The following is a 22354-nucleotide window of genomic DNA, read 5'->3' as shown; positions in this document are numbered from 1 at the left end:
TTTTTTATAAGAAGTTACTACGCAACTTCAAAAAAAGATCAATTCAAAACTTCTCCTATAAAGGAGAAGTATCAATAATTCTCCATTGTCAATTGTCAATTCTCAATTGCCTAAGTATTACTATATCTATATCTAATCTCTACTTTATTATTACATATATTGCACAAAATTAAAAAATCAAAAGATGTAGTTATAATACCATAATACATAATTGAGTAGAAATTTCATTGCTAGTTCTTATAAAAAGTTACTTCATAACTTCAAAAAATAAAATTAAAACTTCTCCTACAAAGGAGAAGTTTCCTAAATTGTCCATTGTCCATTTTCAATTGTCAATTGCATATCATGCTCCCTTTTCATTATGACTTTTACTATTCTCTACTTCTTTTTGTTTTTCCTCTAAATAATTGCATATTTGTCTAAAGTCACTAATCCATTTTATTTTAGCTAATTCTCTTAAATCTAGTATTATTCCTGTATCCTTTTGTTTTATATATTCCATATTATAAATTTCTGTTTCTATAAAACCTTTTTTATAATCATATATGCAAGGGATAAAATACTCCCAATTATTTTCAAAATATTTCGTCTTTGCAAAGCATAACCTATATATATGAAATATCATACCTAAGGCTGAAGTTTTTTTAGCAAATTTATGACTGAAGTACTCCTGTACAGGATATTTTTCCTGTATTCTTTCCCAATATAGTCTTCCATTTGGATAGAGATCATATTTATCTAATATTTTGCACTTTTCCTCTCCTAATTCCTCTCTCATAATCCTCTCTCTAATTTCTGGTCTTAAGCTTTTCAAAGTATCATTATCCAAAGAAATCTCCTCCTTAATACCATAAAACTACAACTCTGTTAAATATAAATCTATAGATTTTATCTTCCTACTACTAATAATATATAAAATTTACTTTACCTTAATTCTAATAATAATTCTCTTTGATTTCCAATACCAATTATTTATGAACAGGATACCATCTATAAGTTTTTTAAATAAACAAAAATATAGCTTCATGATTTAAGCTATTTAAAATACAATACATTAAAAAATCTTCTAATTGATAAAAAATAATCTCCACAGTAAGGTTGTCCTTATTGCAGAGATTATTTTTGTAACTTTAAAGTTTTCGCTTAATACATTTCACTTTTATTCTATATTAATAATTACTGCTTTAAGGCATATGAAATAAAATAGCTAGTTATTTTTTGAAGATGCCTTAAATATTCCAAAAGGCTTACCAACTGGTAAGAATTCTCTTCCAAAGTGTTTGTTTAAAACTGCAGCACCTGAACCATAAAATGAAAGTATAGAAATTATAAATTCAGAATATGCAGCAATCTCATGACCAAGTTCTGGCATAATTCCAAGGAAATTCATACTTAACCCTAAGAATAAAAAATCAATAAATAAAAAAATACTAAATAATACCTTATGAGTTTCCATAGCTCCAATAGTCATAAATATAGTAAAAATTAAATACCCTACAAATGCAAAACCTAATTGCTTAGGATCTACTGATGTAGCAAGCTTTTCTCCAAATACTCCATTTTGAATCAACCATGTTAATGCCATTCCGAACCAGAAAAACGCGTATCCTCCAAAAGCTGTTGCTCCAAAAGTGTTATTATGCTTAAAATCATTGATACAAGCAAATAACTGTGCAAAAGCTCCTAAAAATATTGCCCAAGGCAATAATAATGATACCCCTTGAGTAATTCCAAGCTTCTGCGAAGAAGCTACAAGTGTAATTATTGCTAATCCAAAAAGCCCCAGCCCAGATGGGTCAGCAGTAACTATTTTTACCTCTTTTGATTCATTCATAAATCTTCTCCTTAGTTTTCATTTAAATTTTATTAAATATTTTAACTAGGAAATTTTATCAAAGAAAATTTATCATGTCAATTCAAAGAATAAAAATATTAGGCTTATATAGATTTTAATTCCCATAAGAAAGTTTTTTGAGAAATTAAAATTAAGATAGTTAAAACTCCAATGTCAAAACATTGGAGTTTTTTAATAAATTTTATTTCAAAAATATAATTTTTATATCTTTTAGCAAACAACAAATTCGCTTTCTTTCATATTATTATCTTCACATATTTTAATATCTGCTCCTATAGAGGAAAATGTCTCTATAATATTTTCATATCCACGTTCTATATGCTCTATACCAGTTATATAAGTAGTCCCTTCTGCTGCTAATCCTGCTAGAATAAGAGATATTCCAGCTCTAACATCACTAGCATGAACATGTGCTCCTCTTAATTTACGATTACCTGGAATTACAAAACCTTCCTCTTTAATTATAATATCTGCTCCCATTTTATTTAATTCAAAACAATGATTAATTCTATTTGGATAAACAGTATCTTTTATCATACTATGACTATTTGCTTCTACAAGCATTGCTGTTAATGGTTGTTGAAGGTCTGTAGCAAAACCTGGATACATCGAAGCTTTTACATTTACCCCTCTTAAATTACCTTCTTTAATTGCTCTTATATAATTTTCTCCTGTTTCAATATGTAATCCTGTTTCTTCAAGCTTGGCTACACAAGATAATAAATGTTCAGGTATAACATTTTCCACTGTAATATTTCCTCCAGCAATTCCTGCACTCATTAAAAAAGTTCCTGCAATTAATCTATCTGGAATAACCCTATGGCTACATTTTTTAAGCTCATTTACTCCCTCTATAACAATTGTACTAGTACCTGCTCCTTTAATATTAGCTCCCATTTTATTTAAAAGAATAGCTAAATCTACGACTTCAGGATCTCTTGCAGCATTTTGTAATATGGTTTTTCCTTTTGCTCTAGCTGCTGCAAGCATAAGATTAATAGTGGCACCGCTAGAAATTATATCAAAAAATATCTCAGCACCCTTTAGCTCTTCCGCTTCTACTACATAATAGTCATTATAAAATTTAAAATCTGCTCCTAAAGCTTTTAATCCTTTAATATGCTGGTCAATAGGTCTACTTCCAAAGTTATCTCCTCCAGGATATCCTAAAGTAACTTTTTTAAATTTTGAAAGTAATGCTCCAATAAAGTAATAAGATGCTCTATAAGCTGAAGCTTTTTTAGGATCAATTTCAGCTCCTAATATATTTGTTGGGTCAAGTAATAAATAATCTTCTTTACTAATTATATTAAATCCAATATCTCTACTTATATCTTCTATCAAAGCTACATCAGAAATATGGGGTACATTTTTAAGTATAATTGGTTCATCACTCAAACAGCATGCTGCCATTAATGCAAGTGAACTATTTTTAGCTCCTGGTATATTCACACATCCATTTAAATGTTTCTTCCTTTTAAGCTCTATCCATCGCATATAAAAAACCATCCTTAATTGTATTCTAATTTCCATTATATTATACCATCTAACTTCCAGTTTGTTAATATTTGTTAACAATTATAAGTTTTTATTAATATCTTTTACTTTTTATTCATTTTTCTTATCTTTATTATTTTTATTTAACATACGTCTTTATAAAAGAAAACTACTTTAATATAAATTCTTATAAGTATCTTCTATACAATTGAGAATTAAAAATTATTGTTAGTAAAAAATTAGTTTAAGAAATTAATTCATAAAGAATTGATTTCAACCATAATTATGAATTTTGCATTGTGAATTGTGAGTTATTTAAGTTAGTCATAGAGTATGTATTTAAGTAGGAAGGTATTCATATGAATGTAAAACTACGTAGTATTAATTTAAAAAATTAAAAAACCTATAAGAATTGCTTCTTATAGGTAATTTATTACTGTTTAATTATCTTTGAAATCCTCTGTTTTGTTTTCTAGCTCTTCTGCACTCAGGGCATCTTTGTGGCTCATTTTCGAATCCTTTTTCTTTGTAGAATTCTTGCTCTCCCTCAGTGAAAACGAATTCTTTTGAACAATCTTTACATACTAAATTCTTATCTGCCATTTTAAACATTTCTCCTTTTTATTTATATTAAGATTTAAAAAACGATCTACTCGATACACCTAAAAAGGGAATGTTTTAATCATATTAAATCTTTATGTTATAGTTATTTAACTGATAACTTCTTTATTATATCATGTTTTTATATACTAATCAATACTTTCTTAAAATAATCTAATAATTTTTTTACAGTGATGACTAGCTATTTTTCAAATGACTTATAGTACTTTTACTATCTCATCATATCCTCTTCTAGCTCTTCTAGGATATAATGTTTTATCTTCTTTTAAATATCCTAAGGATATTGTCATTACTATTGTTTTATCTTCACTTAATTCAAATTCTTTCTTTATACCTTCAAAATCAATTCCACTCATCGGATGAGAGTCTACCCCAAAATTTTTAGCTGCATACATTATAGACATTGATAATAATCCACCATTACTTTCAGCAAATTTAATTTTATTTTCTTCTGAAGTTCCATATAAATTATAAGCAGCTTGTTGCGTATTTTTAATAGCTTCCTCATCGTCATTTACAATTTTACGAAACTCTTGCCATACTGGATTATCTTTATTATATCCATTTTTATCTCCAACTATAATCAAAGTTACTGGTGCCTCTAAAACCTTTGGTTGATTATTTGAAAGTTTATAAAGTTTTTCCTTAGCTTCTTTTGACCTTACTGCAATTATACTCCAAGGTTGAAGATTAAAAGCAGAAGGTGCAAGTACTGACAAATCTATTATCTCCTTTAAAAGTTCCTCACTAATATCTCTACTAGGGTCAAAGAAATTTATTGCTCGTCTTTCCTCATATACTTTTTTTAAATCCATAAAAAATCCCTCCTATTTATCAAAAACTCCATTATTATAATCATCTACTGCTTTAATTATTTCATCACTGGTATTCATTATAAAAGGTCCATATCTTGCAACTGGTTCTCTAAGTGGATTTCCACTTATATATAAAAATCCGCCTTCCCCTATAACTTCTATATTCCCACCACCAGTTATAAAGCACATATTGCCAGATTTCACAGCTGCATTTTCTCCTTGAGCTTCTACATTTATCTCTCCACTATGAACATATAAAAGAACTGTTTCCATTCCTTCCTTTTCAAATCTTCCATCATTAATTCTAACATCTATATAATCTACTGGTACTGTGGGATTTGTAGCTCCATTTTTATCTTTATATGTCCCTGATATAAGTTTTATTAGAACTCCTTTTTCCTTTATAATAGGAATTTCTTCATTACTTATATGCCTATATTTAGGTTCAATCATTTTCTTTTCCTTTGGGAGATTAAGCCAAAGTTGATATCCCCATAATTTTCCTTCTTCCATCAATGGCATTTCCTCATGAAGTATTCCTCTTCCAGCAGTCATCCACTGCACATCCCCTGAATTTAGCACTCCTTCGTTTCCTTTTGAATCTCTATGCTTAAAACTGCCCTCTACCATATAAGTTATAGTTTCAATTCCTCTATGAGGGTGCATAGGAAAACCTGCCATATAATCACCTTTGTTATCACTTCTAAACTCATCAAGAAGATAAAAAGGATCTGCATTATCTAAATTTCTACTTCCTATAACTCTATTGAGTTTTACTCCAGCTCCATCTTTAACAGCTTCGCCATTTATAATCTTTATCATAGGATTACCTCCTCTTCCATATTGTATATATTTTCTTTATTAATTATTCTTTATTGTTTTTTCGTAAAACTAATTAAAATCATTTAACTTATTTTATGTAAGTATTGTACTAAAAGTAAGTATATATTGTCAAGTAAGTTTTTAATTTTTTTATATTTACTTTTATTTTTATAGAAATTAAATTATAATTGTAGTAGTAACTCTTTCATAAATTTAAGCATTTATAACATACTAGAATAAGAGGTGATATGATGAGTGAATTTCATATGTGTCCTAAATTTGAATATGCTTTTACATTACTAGGTAAAAAGTGGACTGGACTTATAATAAAAGTACTTTTAAGTGGTCCTAAACGTTTTTCTGACATAAAAACTATGATTCCAGAGCTTAGTGATAGAATGTTAGCAGAAAGATTTAAGGAATTAGAAGGAGAAGGATTAATTAAAAGAATAGTTTACGCTGAAACTCCTGTAAGAATCGAATATGAGCTTACTGAAAAAGGTAAAGAACTTGAAAAAGCTATGATAGAAGTCCAAAATTGGGCTGAGAAATGGGTATAGAGAATTTTTGTATAAATCTTAAAAATTAAAGTTACTTGATTTAGAATTACTATTACTTATACAATTGAGAATTGACGACGGATAATTGACAATTATTGATACTTCTCCTTTATGGAGAAGTTTTAAATTAATTTCCACCCCTGGGGTATATAACATATTAAAAAATATTAGAGAAATTAAAATACCTGAATAAGCCTAATACATAAACTAAACTCTAAAATATACCCCTGGGGTGCAGTATGATATAAAATAATATTTAATACATTAACTAATATTTAAATTATATTAGTTATCTCCATTAATATTGGTTTGAGTTTTTAGGTATTGTTCCAAACTATACTGCACCTCAGTGGAACTCTAAAGGGCTTCACTGCTGTTCCCCAGAGGTGGAGAAAACTAGCAATAAAATTGCTAGTAAAAATAGTTAAAGAAATTAATTCATAAGAATTAATTTCAACCTCAATTGTCAATTCTTCATTAGCAACTTTTTCTAAAGGTATACTTTACTCTTGACTTAAAACCAACTTACTTCTAGAATTAAGTTAACTTGGTATACTTGGAGGTAAGCTTATGTATGAAAATTATTCAATGCCTATATATCAAAAAATAGCTTTGGATATAGCCAGTGGCATATATAAAGGAGATATTGAGGAAGGAAAAAAATTACATGGTCGCTCTACTTTGGCAGGAAAATATAATGTTTCTCCTGAAACTATAAGAAGAGCAATAAAACTTTTAGAAGATGTGAATGTAGTTCAATCATCTAAAGGAAGTGGAATAACTGTTCTTTCAAAAGATAATGCTTTTAAATTTATAAATAAATTTCAAAATATAGAAAGTATTGCTTCTTGTAAGACTACCCTTGCGGACTTAATTGCTAAAAAGCGAAAACTTGAAGACGAGATAATGGAAACTATAAATAAAATAGTAGACCACTCTGGCAGATTAGGCAATATAACTCCAGTAACGCCTTTAGAAATAAAAATTCCCGATAACTGTAAGCTAATCGGTAAATCTATTTCTGAAGCTAAGTTTTGGCAAAATACAGGAGCCACTATTGTAGGAATAAAAAGAAAGGGCTCCCTTATACTTTCCCCTGGCCCCTATGCAACCTTTAATAAAGGTGATGTGCTTTTACTTATAGGTGATGAAAAAGTATATAACTCTGCAAAAATATTTTTATCCGATGATTAGAAAGTATATCCAACTTAAAGTTGGACATACTTTCTAATCATCGGATATTTTTAACTAATTCACAATGCAAAGTGCAAAATTCACAATTATAAATTCATTAATTTTTGTTCCAAACTATACTGCACCTCAGGGGAACCCTAAAGGGTTTCACTACTGTTCCCCAGAGGTGAAAAAAAGCGGCGAACAATGTTCGCCGCTACAATAAATCTATTAAAGAAATTAGTTTGATAAAACTAATTTCTACCTTAATTTTCAATTGTCCATTATGAATTCTTAACTGATTAACTACTTAGATATTAATCCCTGTTCTATTAAGAAATCTTTAGCTACTTTTTCAGGTGATTCTCCAAGTTTATCTACTTTATAGTTTAAATCTCTCATTGTATCATCATTTATTTTACCTGAGAGCTTGTTCATAACTTCTTCAAGCTCTGGATGTTTTTTTAATGTCTCTTCTCTTATTATAGGTACTGCATAATATGGTGGGAAAAAGCTTTTATCATCCTTTAATACCTTTAAATCAAAGGCTTTTAACAATCCATCTGTTGCAAAGGAATCTATAACATCACTTTTCTTAGTATCTATTGCGGTATATCTTAATCCACCATCTACAGGTTTTAAGTCTTTAAAGCTCATATTATAATCTTTAATAAGACCTAAATATCCATCCTGTCTATTAGTAAATTCTATAGTTGGACCTATTACTAAGTCATTACTTACCTTTGCTAAATCTGAAAAACTCTCTAGATTATATTTCTCAGCTGTATCCTTAGTTACTGCCAAAACATATGTATTATTAAATCCAAGAGGATCAAGCCATTTTATATTATATTTATTCTCAAATTCTTCTGATACTATATCATAAACTTTATTTGGATCATTTACTATGTCTTTTTTCAATATATTCACAAGACCTGTTCCTGTGTACTCTACATAGGCATCAACTTCCCCAGCAGTCATGGCGCTAAAAGCAATATTAGTTCCACCTAGATTTAATTTTCTTTCAACCTTCAAATCAGTATCATTTTCAATTAAATCCGCTAGCATATTACCTACTATAAGTTGTTCAGAGAAGTTTTTAGAGGCAATAACTATTTTATCGTTATTTCTAGTAAACGCAAAAATACTACCTGATACAATTGCTATTAATAGTAAAGCTGCTATTAATGGATTCTTATTAGATTTCTTTCCATTAGATACCTTCTTTATTTTCATTGTACCATCAGCCATCTTTATTCCACTAGGTGCCACCGCTTTTTCCACTTTTCCAACTATGAAGTCAATTACTAAGGCTAATATACAAGCAGGTATAGCTCCAGCTAAAATCATATAATTATCTACTGTCTGTATTCCTGAGAATACCATATACCCTAATCCACCTGCACCAACAAAAGCTGCTATAGTCATAAGTCCAACTGCTGTTACTGCAGAAATTCTTATTCCTGCCATTATTATTGGAAGGGCTAAAGGAATTTGTATAAGTCTAAGGATTTGCCCTTTAGTCATTCCTATTGCCTTTGCAGCTTCTAGCATATCTGGATTTATATTAGTAAGTCCTGTGTAAGTATTCTTTATTATAGGTAATAAAGAATATAGCACTACCATTAAAATAGCTGGTTTACTACCTATTCCTATTATAGGAATCAAAAATCCTAATAATGCTAAACTTGGTACAGCTTGAATAAGGTTTGCTAACATAAGTATTGGTTTAGATGCTTTTTTGACCCTTGTTATTAATATACCTAAGGGAATTCCAATTAATATAGCAATAAATACTGCAAATACTGTAAGCTCAATATGTTCTAATAAAAGTTGAAAAATTTGACCTTTTTTATCTACTAAAAATTGTAAAAAACCTTGCACTAAGCATTCACCTCCATGTCTATGAATTGTTCACTCAACACTGAAATTAAACTGCTTCTAGTAACTAATCCTACAAGCTTATCTTCATTATTTACAACTGGAATATATCCAATTTCATATTTATTCATGGTTTCTAGTATATCTATTAAGTTATCATCATCATGTACACGTATAACGTTGCTTTCCATAACATCTTCAAGTTTTAAAACCATATTTGGATTTTTCTTTATGTTCTTTAATGTAACTAATCCATTTAAAGTTCCATTTTTATCAGTTATTAATAAGCTATCTACTTTCTTACTTCTCATAATTTCAATTCCTTGAAGAATTGTTCTCTTACTGCTTATTCTAACTGGGTCTTCAATCATAATATCCTTAGCTTTTATATACTCAGGATTATTCCAAATTTTATTCTTTCCTATAAATTCTTCAACATATGTTCCTGTTGGATTTCTTAATATGTTTTCAGGAGTATCATATTGTAATATTTCCCCTCCACTCATAATGCAAATTTTATCAGCAAGTTTTAAAGCCTCATCCATATCATGTGTTACAAATACTATAGTCTTTTTAACTTCTTGATGAAGATTAAAAAGTTCTTCTTGAAGATCACTTCTAGTTATAGGATCAAGAGCACTAAAAGGCTCGTCCATTAATATTATTTCTGAATCTATAGCGAAAGCCCTTGCAACACCTACTCTTTGTTGCTGTCCTCCACTTAATTCACAAGGATATCTATCTATAAACTTATCAGGATCTAATCCAACCATCTCCATAAGTTCTTTAGTCTTAGCTTCAATCTTACTATCATCTAGTTTTTGTAACTTTGGTATTAACTCTATATTTTCTCTAACAGTCATATGAGGAAATAAACCTGTTTGTTGAATTACATATCCTATTCTTCTTCTTAATTCAATAGGATTTTCATTTTCTATATTTTTTCCATCTATAAAAATCTCTCCAGATGTAGGTTTTATAAGTTTATTTATCATTTTTAATAAAGTGGTTTTACCGCATCCACTAGAACCAATGAAAACTACAAACTCACCTTTATCTATTTTTAGATTTATATTTTTCAAAACAGATGTATCTTTATAAGATTTTTTTATATTCTTAAATTCTATCATATTCTTCCCCCTTTTCTTCAGAATATTTTACACTTTTCAACAGTAACAACTTAATTGTATCATAAAGTTGTTACTTTTGCAAAATTCATTATGGGTATAAGTAAAGTTTTATGGTGGTAATATTGTAAAATTTAATATTCTTTAGTAAAAATTATATTAGTATAATAAAATTAAAACCTATGAAAATTATATAGTTCTCATAGGCTAAATTTTAAATATACTTTACACTCTTTTAAAATTATTCTGCTGGAGCTACAAAGGTTCTATTTGCCAATTCTTGATCTAATAAGTATAAAGAAGCTCCTTCTACAAGTTTTAATTTAGAGATAACTAAATTTACAGTTGCTTCTTCCTCTATTTGTTCATTATTGAACCACTCAAGAGCACTAACAGTAGCATAGTCCTTTTCTGCCATAGCCATATCAGTAAGATCATAAAATCTTTTAGTGACTAATTGCTCGTGTTTCAATGTTTCATCAAATATTTCTTGTAAAGAATTAAATTTTGTTTTGGGTGCTGGAATCTCTTTTAGTTCTACAGCAGCGCCTCGTTGATTTACATAATTAAATAACTTCATAGCATGAAATCTTTCTTCTTCATTTTGCACCAAAAACCAATTTGCAAAACCATCTAAATTTTCATTATAACAATATGCTGCCATGGATAAATATAAATGAGCTGAATAAAATTCGTAATTGATTTGGTCATTTATTGCTTCAATTAATTTTTCACTAAGCATAAGTACACCATCCTTTTTCTTATTAGTATTTGATTAAATTTCTTTTATATACAAATTTAATCATCTAATCATATATGTAAATATTTTTAACTTTTGTTATTTATCGATGCTTTTTAATTATAACTGCTCCTAAACCTATCATTAATATTCCTACTCCTAATATTGATTGAGACGAGAATATATTACCGGTTTGAGGTAGTAGCATATTGATATACATTTTATCTTTAAATCCTGTGTTTACTCGTTCTGCAACTAAAATATCCTGTATAGATGCATCAAAGGGTTCATAATATTTTTCAATATAACTAGTTAAATCAGTACTAATATCAATGTCAATATTTGAAATTTTATTTGATTTTGGTGTTTTTACATAAAATTCTCTATCTATAATCACTGTATCACCAACAGCTTCTCCATTGCCATATACCAATGTTGCATTTTTGCTTAGTAAATTTATTTTTATTTCTTCCGTTCTTTCAATATCTCCCTGTATTTTTATTGGTCCAAAATAATTAAATCCTTCCTTCCCAAAGGCAATTTTATTTATGGTGTCTTTCTTATATTGAAAAGTAATCAAACTTTCTTCTTTATTTTCTTCTGCTCTACTTATAAGATATTTAACTCCTTGTAATATTCTCTTATCTGGTATATCCTCTTCTACTGAAAATTTTATTATATCTCTATTAGCCTCTGTATAATGCCAAAGAGCCAATTGAGTTACTGCATAAGCTTCTTCTAAAGAATAATAGTTTCTTTCATCAAGTCCGGATTTTTTTGATAGCGTCTCTGGACTAACAACTGGAAAACCATTTACGAAAACCTTATTTAGTTTATTTCTATCTATACTACTTGATAATTCTCCTAATTTATACTCTGTTCCATTATAGGAAGGATATTTCTTATACATATCAATGCAATAAGCATACAAATCTTTATTTTCCTTACTAGTTATTATAAGAATTGTATCCTCTCTAATTCTTTTACCATTTTTCACATAAGAAAAATGCACATTGGCGCTTTCTTTAGTAGGTCTTTTGGAAATAAATTCTCTTGTAGCATCTTGTGCTTTAACAATATTGCAACTGAAAATAAATGCTACTAAAAATATTGTTAAAAATCTTTTTAGTTTTTTCATTTTTTCATCTCCTCAATAATTAATTGATTCTTAATAAAAATTTTCTCATGTATTTTAATGAATAATTTAAGTCATATTTTTGTTGTAAACATTGATAAAACTTCACTAATAAATATGTTTTTTTTATTATTAGTTATATGTAAAGTAATTATTCTTAAAACTTACCTCTTCCCCCTAAAACTTATACAATTGAGAATAGAAAATTGACAATGGACAATTATGGAGACTTCTCCCTTATGTGAGAAGTTTTCAATTGATTTCTTTTTTGAAGTTACACAGTAACTTCTTATAAAAAAACTAGCAATGTAATTGCTAGTCAAAAATTCATTAAAGAAATTAGTTTGATTAAAACTAATTTCCACCTTAATTGTCAATTATCCATCGTCAATTCTCAATTGTATAATTTCCCAGTAATAAAAAAGTAACTCTTACTTAACAAAAGTAAGAGTTACTTTCTTGAAATTCTTTCACATATTAATGATTTTCCTATTGTATTTTTTAATAAACATTTACTAACTGGATTATATTAAAATCTTATTTAAAACTAAATATTTTTGTGGTTTATTAACTTCTGCCTAACAGGTAAAGTAATTATAAAATTACTTCCTTCATTTATTTCGCTTATTACTTTTATATTTCCTCCATGCAATTCAACTAATGATTTTACTAAAGTAAGACCTATTCCACTACCTATTTTCTGCTTTGATATAACATTATTTGCTTGTCCGAATCTATCAAATATTATTTCATGATATTCTTTTGCAATACCAGCACCAGTATCTTTTACTGATATTTCAATAAAATCCTCTTTGTCATATATATTAACCCATATAGTTCCGCCTTCTTCAGTAAATTTAACAGCATTAGATATTAAGTTTACAATACATCTCTCTACATCTCTGGCATCACATTCAATAAATTTTTCTTCAACTTCTGGGTCTATTATAAGCTCTATGCCTTTGCTTTCTACAAATTCTTTCATAGACAATGCTATATCTTCCACCAAATATATAATATTTTCCTCACTAACATTTAATTTGTAGCTTCCAGATTCAATTTTAGAGGTATCTATAAGTTCATTTATAGTATTTAAAAGACTGTTGGAATTACGTTTTATTATACCAACATATCTACTTAATGTATCTTTTTCTAATACTACATCCTCCTTACACATCTTTTCAAATAATTGAACTGCAGATAATATTACATTTAGTGGACTTCTAAGCTCATGAGATAAGTTGACAAAATATTTATTTTTAAACTGTTCATTTTTTATGAGCCTTTTATACAACTTATCATTTTCTTCAAGTTTATTATTTAGCTGAATAGTTCTTTGTTTTACTAAACTTTCAAGTATGGTTACATAGTTCCAAACTATGTATATAACTATTAGAATTAATAAAGTATATAATAGGTATGCCCACCAAGTTTTCCAAGGAGGTCTTAAAACTGTAATAGGTATTTCTGTAACTTCACTCCATATGCCATTACTATTTCTTGCTTTTACTTTAAAAATATATTTCCCATGTTTAATATTAGTATAGCTAGCATAATTTCTATAGTTAGAATATACCCACTTCTTATCAACACCTTCCAACATATAGGCATACTTTGTTTTAGTTGGGTTTTCATAATTAGGTAAGAAAAAATCTAAAGAAAAATTCTCTTGATTATGATTAAGTTTTATTTCATTCCTGATATCCATAGATTTACCATTTATAGAGAAAGATTCTATTACTACTTTAGATGAATAATATTCTTTCGATAAATCTTCTGGATAAAAGCTATTTAATCCATTTACCCCACCAAAAAACATTTCTCCTGATTTACTTTGAAAATATGAATATCCATTAAATTCATTGCTTTGCAAACCATCGTTGATGTTAAAATTTATAATTCTATTATCATATACATCTATTTGGGCCAATCCACCATTTGTACTTACCCACGGATTGCCAAGTTCATCTATTAGAACTCCGTAAACATAATTATTACAAAGACCCTCATCTTCAGTATATCTAACAAATTCTTCTTTTTCTTTATTAAATTTATTTACACCATAATGAGTTGCAATCCATAGGTTTCCATTTTCATCTTCTGCTATGGATTCTATACTATTATTACTAATGCTATTGCTATTTTCTTTATCATATTTATAATTCTTTATCTTATTAGTTTTTCTATTAAATTTAATTAGTCCACCTTCTACTCCACATCCTAGCCACAAAATCCCATTAGAATCTTCATAAATTGCAGAGATGTAATAATCTTTTACTCCATTACTACTAAGTAGCCAATTATAATTAGTAAATTCTTCTTTTTCCTTATCAAAAGAATCTAAGCCATGACGTGTACCAATCCATATAAGCCCTTCACTATCTTCGTATATATATCTTACTTCATTGTTTATTAAACTATTTTTGTTATCGTTATTATTAAAGTATCTGGTAAATTTTTTTGTAGCCTTATCAAATTTATTTAATCCATAACTAGTAGCTATCCACAAATCGCCATCTCTATCTTCAGTAATTGACCAAATCCGATTATGACTAATGCTTTCATCATTGTTAATATCATTTGTATATTGTTTTACTTCTCCATTTTTTCTATTAATAGAATTAAGACCTCCACTATTAGTACCAATCCATATTACATCTTTATCATCTACATATATTCCATTTATCATATTGTCATTTAAGCTATTTTTTTCAGTTGCATTTTTTTTATAATGGTTAAACTTAGAAGCAGGATTGAGCATACTTATACCGCTATATGTTCCTATCCAAAGCATTCCAGCTTTATCTTCATGTATATTTAACACATTATCATCTATTAAACTATCTGAATCATAATATTTATTTTTATATGTGAAGAAGTCATTAGTATCCCTATTATATTTACTTAATCCGCTTTCTGTCCCTATCCATAAAATGCCCCTGCTGTCCTGAAAAATACTTTGAATAGAGTTAGATTGTAATTGATTCTTTTTATTGCTGCTTTTATAATGTGTAAATTTATTAGTTTTTTTATTATATTTGTTTAATCCACCTATTAAAGTGCCTATCCAAATATCTTTATTTCTATCCTCATAAATTTCAGTTATATAATTATCACTAATGCTATTTGTATTTAAACTGTCCTGAGTATATCTTGTAAATAAATTTTTTTCAGTATTAAAACTATTTAATCCATTCTTAGTTCCAATCCAAATTAATCCATCACAATCTTCATATAATGAAGTAATAAAATCATGACTTAAACTATTATTATCATTTTCATCAAAGAAATATCTTATAAAGGTATTTGTTTTTTTATCATATTTATTTAACCCCTTATCCGTTGCAACCCATATATATCCTTTACTATCCTCCATAACATCCCATACATTATAAGACGATAAACTATTGATATTATTAGAGTCGTTTACGTATCTAGTAATTTCATTTGTATAGGTATCTAACCTATTTAATCCCTTAGTAGTACCTACCCATAAAAAACCCTCGCTATCTTCTATAATTGAGTTTATGTAATTAGATGTTAAGCTGTTATCATCATTAAGATTATACTTATAAACTTTAAATTCATGACCATCAAATCTATTTAATCCGTCTGTTGTGCCAAACCACATATAGCCTTTACTATCTTGAAAAATACACTCTACAGAAGATTGAGATAAGCCATCCTTAATAGTTATTCTTCTAAACTTAAAGTTATTTTCTATAGCTTGTACAAGAAATTCATTAAAAAATAAGCTAAAAATTACTGCAATAACAAATACATTTAATTTTTTTATTTTTTTTAATCATTTTACCTCCAATTATAGGATTATCATTCTAAAAATATTTCCCATAATATATATAAATTTACAATAGCATATATTATAAAACTGACATTTAATAGATAAAAATGCTCATAAAATTAGTGATAAAATATTTTTTTTAATTAAAAATAAGAATTAAAAGAATTTAAATCAAGAAGATGGTAAATATGTATATAGATGTACCACTCCTAAATTTAATCTATATACACTCATAAAATTGTGTTAACAAATTGTTTTAGCTTATATTTATACAATTGAGAATTGACGATTGACAATGGACAATTATGGATACTTCTCTTAAGAGAAGTCTTGAACTTATTCCTTTTAAAAGTGGCGAAGTCACTTTTATTAAAAATCTATTAAAGAAATTAGTTTGATTAAAACTAATTTCAACCATAATTGTCAATTGTCCATTGATCAAAGTTATAAATTAAAATATTTAAGGAGGTAGTTATTAGTTATACATTGACTTTTAGGTGGTTTATTTATATATTGCTTCTAATATAAAACTCCACCTTTTTAAAAATAGACTTTTAAAAGCTTCTCTAAGGTGGAGTTTACAATTTTCTGTTTTCTTTAGTGATATTTATATAATTTAAAATTTCTTAATACCTTCGCTGATATTATTTATTTTAATTAATTTTAAAGCATCTTTCGCTGATATTTCTGTTACCAATTCTAATTTATCAATGTATTTTAAAATGCTTTCACTTATTTGAATGTTAGTAGTAGATGAGACTTTAATTTTTTCTATGAAACTTTTAACCTTTACAGTTTTAATTTTATAATCAAATATAGAAAGTACCTTTAAATTGAATAGTGTTAAATAAATATCTTTATTATCTCTCCCACTGCTCGTAAGTATTTATATTAGTAAATATATCTTTTATAATATTATTTATTTCATGATTAATTTTTTCTATATTTTCTTCATATATAAATGTAATAGAATCTATCTCTATAAAACATATAGACAGTTGTTTTATTATAGAATTTTTTTATATTTTCCGATTACTCTTCATTAAATAGAAAATTTAATTTTGAAAACTTATATTTTTTAAAAATATATTTTTAAAGTACATTATAAAACTTTCAAAATCCTCTGAGTTATTTCCTAATTCTATTTGAAATAACATTCTAAAAACAAATTCCACTGAAAGTCAGTATTAATTGACTTTAATATTGAGGTGCCAACAGTATTACAGAATTCATCTTTGAATTCTACTTCTCTTTCAAATTCTATTTGAGAATTAAAGTTCATATCATCTTTTCCTATGGCATTTAATCTAGATAAAGTTTTTAATAAAGTTTCATTATAGTCTTCTAAATCTTCTGCATTATTAGTTCTAAATATGTATTTTACTATGGCATCACAGGACTTTTTAAAATCTACAATTAGCCCTATACTCTTTTTCATTTGTGTAGAAAATATATCATAGATTATTTTAGACAGCACAGTTTCTAATTGAGATTTTCTAACTGTTGGATCAATAGCATTAAATTTATTTACTTGATCATATATGAGTAAAAGTTGATTATCTATCATAGAAAGATTTTTCTTAATTGCTCCCATTATATTTTTATAAAACTCATCAACTAACATATAATTATTATTTTTATATATTATTTTATGTTCTATTTCACCCCAGAATATATTAATTCAAAGATTTAATTTGAAGTTCAAAATTGAATTTTTTATCATTATATTCATAGAAACCATCTATTCTAAATATCTTAAATCCATTTTTCTGCTCTTGAGGTTGTTTATCTGATAATTTTAATTTTATATTTTTCTTCGATGAATTATAATAATACCCTTCTTCATTTATTTCCGTAAAATGTGTTTTAATTACCTTATATATTTTATCTTCATCCTCAATAAATCTACATTCAATTCTAATTCCTATTAAATCTGAAAGGTTAGAAAAAAATTCTTCTACAGTACTATATTTTTTATAATAATTATTTCTAATAATCTTTTTCCTTTAGACTACTAATAGATTTTACTCTAGAATTAATATTTAAAACCCTTGATCTTCTTCCATTAACATTTCTTCAAAATAACACTCTATATCTCACATAAGGTATCTAAATGAGTTTCATATCTTTAAAATATATAATAGAATCATCAATAAATTGAAACATCTTTAATTCATAAACCATCCTCCTGAGTTTTGTAACCAATATTTTCATATTACAAGTTTACCATAAAAGTATTTAAAATTTAAATTTAATAAAAAATCCTATTTAAAAGTATCTATGTAATGTTATATTTTCTTTTTAATCATAATCTTGCATCTCAAAGATTAAAAGTAACCATATATTTTTAAATAATTCCTTTGACAATTATAATTTATCCTTTTATACTTAATAATCACTATTATCACTTCTATAGAAATACAAATTTATATTTAAATACTATAAACTCTTTATAATATAATTAATTATATTTGTAATTTTTTTTGAATTAACGTAATTATTATATTAATATAATTTAAGAATAAGTTTTTATCTTTATATAAAGAAGAAGCTTTTTATATTTTATAATCAAAATATATAGGAGGACTTATTTATGAAAAAATTATTTAACAGCTTAATATTTAAGCTAATTCTTGCTGTTATAATAGGCCTTTTGGTTGGACTTAATTCTCCAGCTAGCTTTATACACATTGTTGTTACCCTAAAATATATATTAGGGCAAATAATATTCTTTGCCGTACCACTAATTATAATAGGATTTATTGCTCCATCAATAGCAAAACTTAAAAGTAATGCATCAAAATTACTAGGATTTGCAGTATTATTAGCATATCTATCATCTGTTGGAGCAGCGGCATTTTCATCATTTTTTGGATATGTTTTAATTCCAAAATTATCTATAGCTCCTGTTACTGAAGGATTAAAAGAGCTTCCTGAACTAATATTTAAATTAGATATACCTCCAGTTATGTCAGTAATGAGTGCCTTGGTACTTTCAATATTGATTGGACTTGCAACAGCTTGGACAAAGGCAGATTTATTTGAAAATTTACTTGATCAATTTCAAGGTATAGTTTTAAGTATAGTAAATAGAATTGTCATTCCTATACTTCCTTTATTTATAGCATCTACATTTGCTACTTTAGCTTATGAAGGTTCTATAACAACACAATTACCGGTATTTATAAAAGTTATAATTATAGTTCTAATTGGACATTTTATTTGGCTTGCACTATTGTACTTTATTGCTGGTCTTATATCAGGAAAAAATCCATGGCAAGTACTTAAGAACTATGGACCTGCATATTTAACAGCTGTTGGAACTATGTCCTCAGCAGCTACTTTACCAGTGGCTTTAAAATCAGCTAAAAAATCTGATGTGTTAAGAGAGGATATCGTGGATTTTGCAATTCCATTATGTGCAAATATTCATCTTTGTGGTTCAGTATTAACTGAAGTATTCTTTGTTATGACAGTATCACAAATACTTTATGGACAGTTACCTTCTGTTTCATCTATGATATTATTTATTCTTTTACTTGGTGTATTTGCTATAGGTGCTCCTGGAGTTCCTGGTGGAACTGTAATGGCATCTCTTGGATTAATAATAAGTGTTCTTGGATTTAATGAAGCAGGAACAGCTCTTATATTAACCATATTTGCCTTACAAGATAGCTTTGGAACAGCATGTAATATAACTGGCGATGGTGCTTTAGCTCTTATGCTTTCAGGAATTGCTGAAAAGAAAAATTATGCTAAGTAAAGTTTATAACCATTAAAAATAATATTTTCTTAAATTTATATATAAAAAGCATTAAGTTTAAATAAAAACTTAATGCTTTTTTATTTTAATACTTTAATTAATATTCTATTTATCAAATAACCCACCAGTTTTTTTGCTACTTTTTCCTTGTCTTAGTTGTCCCATTGACTTTTCTGCTCTTTGCATACCATTTTGTTTTGAACTCTTATTTTTCTTATCTTCAATAATTTTTTTCATCATTTCAATATTTTTATTTGTCATACAATATTCTCCTATTATTTAATTAAAATTTTAAAGTAAATAAATAAATTTAACCTTCATAAATTTCATTTCTTTTGATACACACAAATTATTATATTAAAAAAATTAAAATTAATCATCTATTAATTTTTTACTATAAATCACTAACTTCCATTTATCTACATAATGAATCTTAAGAATTCTTAAGGTTTTATTATAATTTTTTTAAACTATATTTCTTAAAATCAAAGTATATTAGCCTTTTTAGCCAAATATTTAAAATTATTTTCAATAAATAAACTTAAATATTGCTATTAGTGCTAAATGAAGATTATTTAATTTAAGGAGGAATAGTTTTGAAAAAATTATTTAGAGGAGTATTATATAATAATTATAGTTTTAGGTGTTGTTGGAATGGTTAAAGCAGCAAATAAACCAAACATTTCAAGTGAGGTAAGTGCTGAAAAAAATTCCGATGATATTTTAGTATTGGTAAATAGAGAAAATTCGTTAGGTAAAAATTATAAACCTAAAGATTTAATAAAACCTAATGTAAGATTTTTTTCAAATATGACAAAAGAAGAAAAGCTAATGAGAAAAGAAGCTGGTGAAGCTTTAGAAGAATTATTTAAAGCAGCAGGAAATGAAGGAATAAATTTATATGCACTGTCTGGTTATCGTTCTTATAAAACTCAAAAAGATACCTATGAAGAAAGAGTAAAACGTCAAGGAGAAGAATTGGCAGATAGCTTTGTTGCTAAACCTGGATATAGTGAACATAACACAGGATTGTCTATGGACATAACCAATAAAGATTTTAGTACAAGTTTTGAAACTACTGCTGAAGGAATTTGGTTAAAGGATAATTGTTATAAATTTGGATTCATAATAAGATATCCTAAAGGCAAAGAAGATATAACAGGATATAGTTATGAACCATGGCATATAAGATACGTTGGAAAAGAAGTAGCTGAATTTATAACAACACAAGGCATTACTTTAGAAGAATATTTAAATAAATAATTGATTTTATCTAGAATTGATAGTTATGAATCTATGTTAAAATTAATTTTTACTAATAATATCTTGCTAATTCTTTATAAGAAATGATTTGTCACTTCAAAAATAAATAATTTTAAAATTCTCAGCTTTTACCGAGAAATATCCACAATTGTAAATTGTAAACTGTACATTGTGAATTAAAATATATAATATTGTAATCATATTAAGCTATAAATTAATTTTTAAAGTAGTTTATCAATAGTATATATGTTTATATAAAATTATCCTATAATAATGTTGTATACATCTATAGATGTATGTGCATCTCAAAACAACTACTTTAAATAATTAGGAATTAACAATGAACTATATACAATTATAGTTTAAATTAATTCTTTACTAACTAATTTCTTAGGCTACTTTTTACTAACAATATATTCTAGCTTTAGATAAATCAATATAGGAGGATTTTATGGATAAAAATATACTTATTGTAGACGATAATCATGAAATTGTAAATTTATTAGAAATTTACCTTAAAAATGAAGGATATAAAATATTTAAAGCCTACAATGGCGTAGAAGCATTAAAAATAATTAAAAATACCAATATACAACTTGTTATTTTAGATATAATGATGCCTGAACTGAATGGCATAGAGGTATGTAAACAAATTAGGGCCACATTAAATATACCTATTCTTATGTTAAGTGCCAAAAATGAAGATACAGATAAAATTACTGGATTAATCACCGGTGCTGATGATTATATGGTTAAGCCTTTTAATCCACTAGAAGTAACTGTAAGAGTAAAAACTCTATTGAGAAGAGCCTATTATTTTAATGAAAATATGATGAATTCGCAGGATGAAGATATTATTAGAATTGACTCATTAGTTATAAAAAAATCCACTCATTCAGTACTTGTAGATGACGTAAATATAAATTTAACTTCTACCGAATTTGAAATTTTGCACCTTCTAGCAAGCCACCCTGGAAGAGTTTTTGGCGCTGAAGAGATATTTGAACGGGTATGGAAAGAAAAATATTATCAATCTAACAATACAGTCATGGTTCATATAAGTAAGCTTAGAGATAAATTAGAAAAAGCTATGGGTGGAGAAAAAATAATTCATACAATTTGGGGAGTAGGTTATAAAATTGAAAAAAAGCACTATCTATAAACTTCAAGCAAAGTATATATCTATGGTTATTCTAAGTATGCTTCTCTCTTACTTAATTTTAATTATTCTTAAGGATATGTTCTATCCTATTCTTATTGATTCTGGATATGAGCCAATTTTATGGCGATTTTTGGAACTT

Annotated in this window: 19 protein-coding genes; 5 read left to right on the top strand and 14 right to left on the bottom strand. The window is 26.9% G+C overall.

Annotation, left to right across the window (positions count from 1 at the left end; all coding sequences use genetic code 11):
* Positions 1 to 343 precede the first annotated feature (343 nt).
* The 6 genes from ACY1IQ_RS04735 to ACY1IQ_RS04710 all read right to left on the bottom strand — a co-directional run bounded on the left by ACY1IQ_RS04735 (position 344) and on the right by ACY1IQ_RS04710 (position 5610).
* Positions 344 to 829, bottom strand: coding sequence for a hypothetical protein (locus tag ACY1IQ_RS04735; RefSeq protein WP_461612880.1), 486 nt, complete (start codon positions 827 to 829; stop codon positions 344 to 346).
* Between the two features lie 378 nt (positions 830 to 1207).
* A complete protein-coding gene (locus ACY1IQ_RS04730) occupies positions 1208 to 1834 on the bottom strand; it encodes an acetate uptake transporter (RefSeq protein WP_461612879.1) in 627 nt (208 codons plus the stop codon).
* Between the two features lie 231 nt (positions 1835 to 2065).
* A complete protein-coding gene (gene murA, locus ACY1IQ_RS04725; RefSeq protein ID WP_461612878.1) occupies positions 2066 to 3352 on the bottom strand; it encodes a UDP-N-acetylglucosamine 1-carboxyvinyltransferase in 1287 nt (428 codons plus the stop codon).
* 444 nt (positions 3353 to 3796) lie between these two features.
* A complete protein-coding gene (locus ACY1IQ_RS04720; protein ID WP_461612877.1) occupies positions 3797 to 3955 on the bottom strand; it encodes a zinc-ribbon domain-containing protein in 159 nt (52 codons plus the stop codon).
* 215 nt (positions 3956 to 4170) lie between these two features.
* A complete protein-coding gene (locus ACY1IQ_RS04715; RefSeq protein WP_461612876.1) occupies positions 4171 to 4788 on the bottom strand; it encodes a nitroreductase family protein in 618 nt (205 codons plus the stop codon).
* Between the two features lie 12 nt (positions 4789 to 4800).
* Positions 4801 to 5610, bottom strand: a complete 810-nt coding sequence (locus tag ACY1IQ_RS04710; protein ID WP_461612875.1) for a pirin family protein — start codon at positions 5608 to 5610, stop codon at positions 4801 to 4803.
* 251 nt (positions 5611 to 5861) lie between these two features.
* Between ACY1IQ_RS04710 and ACY1IQ_RS04705 the strand changes: the two genes are divergently transcribed.
* Positions 5862 to 6170 (top strand): winged helix-turn-helix transcriptional regulator, encoded by a 309-nt coding sequence (locus tag ACY1IQ_RS04705; protein WP_454055094.1) that lies wholly within the window; start codon positions 5862 to 5864, stop codon positions 6168 to 6170.
* A 570-nt stretch (positions 6171 to 6740) separates the two neighbouring features.
* Positions 6741 to 7364 carry a TrkA C-terminal domain-containing protein gene (locus ACY1IQ_RS04700; protein ID WP_461612874.1) on the top strand — a complete coding sequence of 208 codons (624 nt, stop codon included), beginning with the start codon at positions 6741 to 6743 and terminating at the stop codon, positions 7362 to 7364.
* A 285-nt stretch (positions 7365 to 7649) separates the two neighbouring features.
* Here the strand turns inward: ACY1IQ_RS04700 and ACY1IQ_RS04695 are convergent, their stop codons facing one another.
* The 7 genes from ACY1IQ_RS04695 to ACY1IQ_RS04665 all read right to left on the bottom strand — a co-directional run bounded on the left by ACY1IQ_RS04695 (position 7650) and on the right by ACY1IQ_RS04665 (position 18021).
* Positions 7650 to 9227, bottom strand: a complete 1578-nt coding sequence (locus tag ACY1IQ_RS04695) for an ABC transporter permease/substrate-binding protein (RefSeq protein ID WP_461612873.1) — start codon at positions 9225 to 9227, stop codon at positions 7650 to 7652.
* Positions 9227 to 10354 carry a betaine/proline/choline family ABC transporter ATP-binding protein gene (locus tag ACY1IQ_RS04690; protein WP_461612872.1) on the bottom strand — a complete coding sequence of 376 codons (1128 nt, stop codon included), beginning with the start codon at positions 10352 to 10354 and terminating at the stop codon, positions 9227 to 9229. Before ACY1IQ_RS04690 ends, ACY1IQ_RS04695 begins: the two co-directional genes overlap by 1 nt.
* Positions 10355 to 10592: 238 nt before the next feature.
* Positions 10593 to 11093 carry a ferritin gene (locus ACY1IQ_RS04685; RefSeq protein ID WP_461612871.1) on the bottom strand — a complete coding sequence of 167 codons (501 nt, stop codon included), beginning with the start codon at positions 11091 to 11093 and terminating at the stop codon, positions 10593 to 10595.
* Positions 11094 to 11193: 100 nt separating this feature from the next.
* The gene (locus tag ACY1IQ_RS04680) at positions 11194 to 12228 is read right to left on the bottom strand and encodes a Cys-Gln thioester bond-forming surface protein (protein WP_461612870.1); all 1035 of its coding nucleotides are present in this window, start codon (positions 12226 to 12228) and stop codon (positions 11194 to 11196) included.
* Between the two features lie 544 nt (positions 12229 to 12772).
* On the bottom strand, positions 12773 to 15988 hold the full coding sequence (locus ACY1IQ_RS04675) for a ligand-binding sensor domain-containing protein (RefSeq protein ID WP_461613048.1): 3216 nt from the start codon (positions 15986 to 15988) through the stop codon (positions 12773 to 12775).
* Positions 15989 to 17168: 1180 nt separating this feature from the next.
* Entirely contained in the window at positions 17169 to 17651 is a 483-nt protein-coding gene (locus tag ACY1IQ_RS04670) for a hypothetical protein (protein ID WP_461612869.1), read from the bottom strand.
* 52 nt (positions 17652 to 17703) lie between these two features.
* Complete coding sequence (locus tag ACY1IQ_RS04665; RefSeq protein ID WP_461613047.1) at positions 17704 to 18021, bottom strand: hypothetical protein; 318 nt, start codon at positions 18019 to 18021, stop codon at positions 17704 to 17706.
* A 599-nt stretch (positions 18022 to 18620) separates the two neighbouring features.
* Between ACY1IQ_RS04665 and ACY1IQ_RS04660 the strand changes: the two genes are divergently transcribed.
* Positions 18621 to 19790, top strand: a complete 1170-nt coding sequence (locus ACY1IQ_RS04660; protein ID WP_461612868.1) for a dicarboxylate/amino acid:cation symporter — start codon at positions 18621 to 18623, stop codon at positions 19788 to 19790.
* A gap of 105 nt (positions 19791 to 19895) precedes the next feature.
* On the opposite strand, the gene ACY1IQ_RS04655 is transcribed toward ACY1IQ_RS04660, so the two are convergent.
* On the bottom strand, positions 19896 to 20051 hold the full coding sequence (locus ACY1IQ_RS04655) for a hypothetical protein (protein ID WP_461612867.1): 156 nt from the start codon (positions 20049 to 20051) through the stop codon (positions 19896 to 19898).
* Positions 20052 to 20444: 393 nt separating this feature from the next.
* On the opposite strand from ACY1IQ_RS04655, the gene ACY1IQ_RS04650 reads away from it, so the two are divergent.
* Together ACY1IQ_RS04650 and ACY1IQ_RS04645 are read left to right on the top strand one after the other, a co-directional pair.
* Complete coding sequence (locus ACY1IQ_RS04650) at positions 20445 to 21053, top strand: M15 family metallopeptidase (protein WP_461612866.1); 609 nt, start codon at positions 20445 to 20447, stop codon at positions 21051 to 21053.
* Between the two features lie 451 nt (positions 21054 to 21504).
* The gene (locus ACY1IQ_RS04645; protein ID WP_461612865.1) at positions 21505 to 22215 is read left to right on the top strand and encodes a response regulator transcription factor; all 711 of its coding nucleotides are present in this window, start codon (positions 21505 to 21507) and stop codon (positions 22213 to 22215) included.
* Positions 22216 to 22354 lie beyond the last annotated feature (139 nt).

It is taken from the genome of Clostridium sp. Marseille-QA1073 (genome assembly GCF_054863625.1).
Note: the sequence above shows the minus strand (reverse complement) of the source record. Positions and strands in the feature narration are given on the sequence as shown.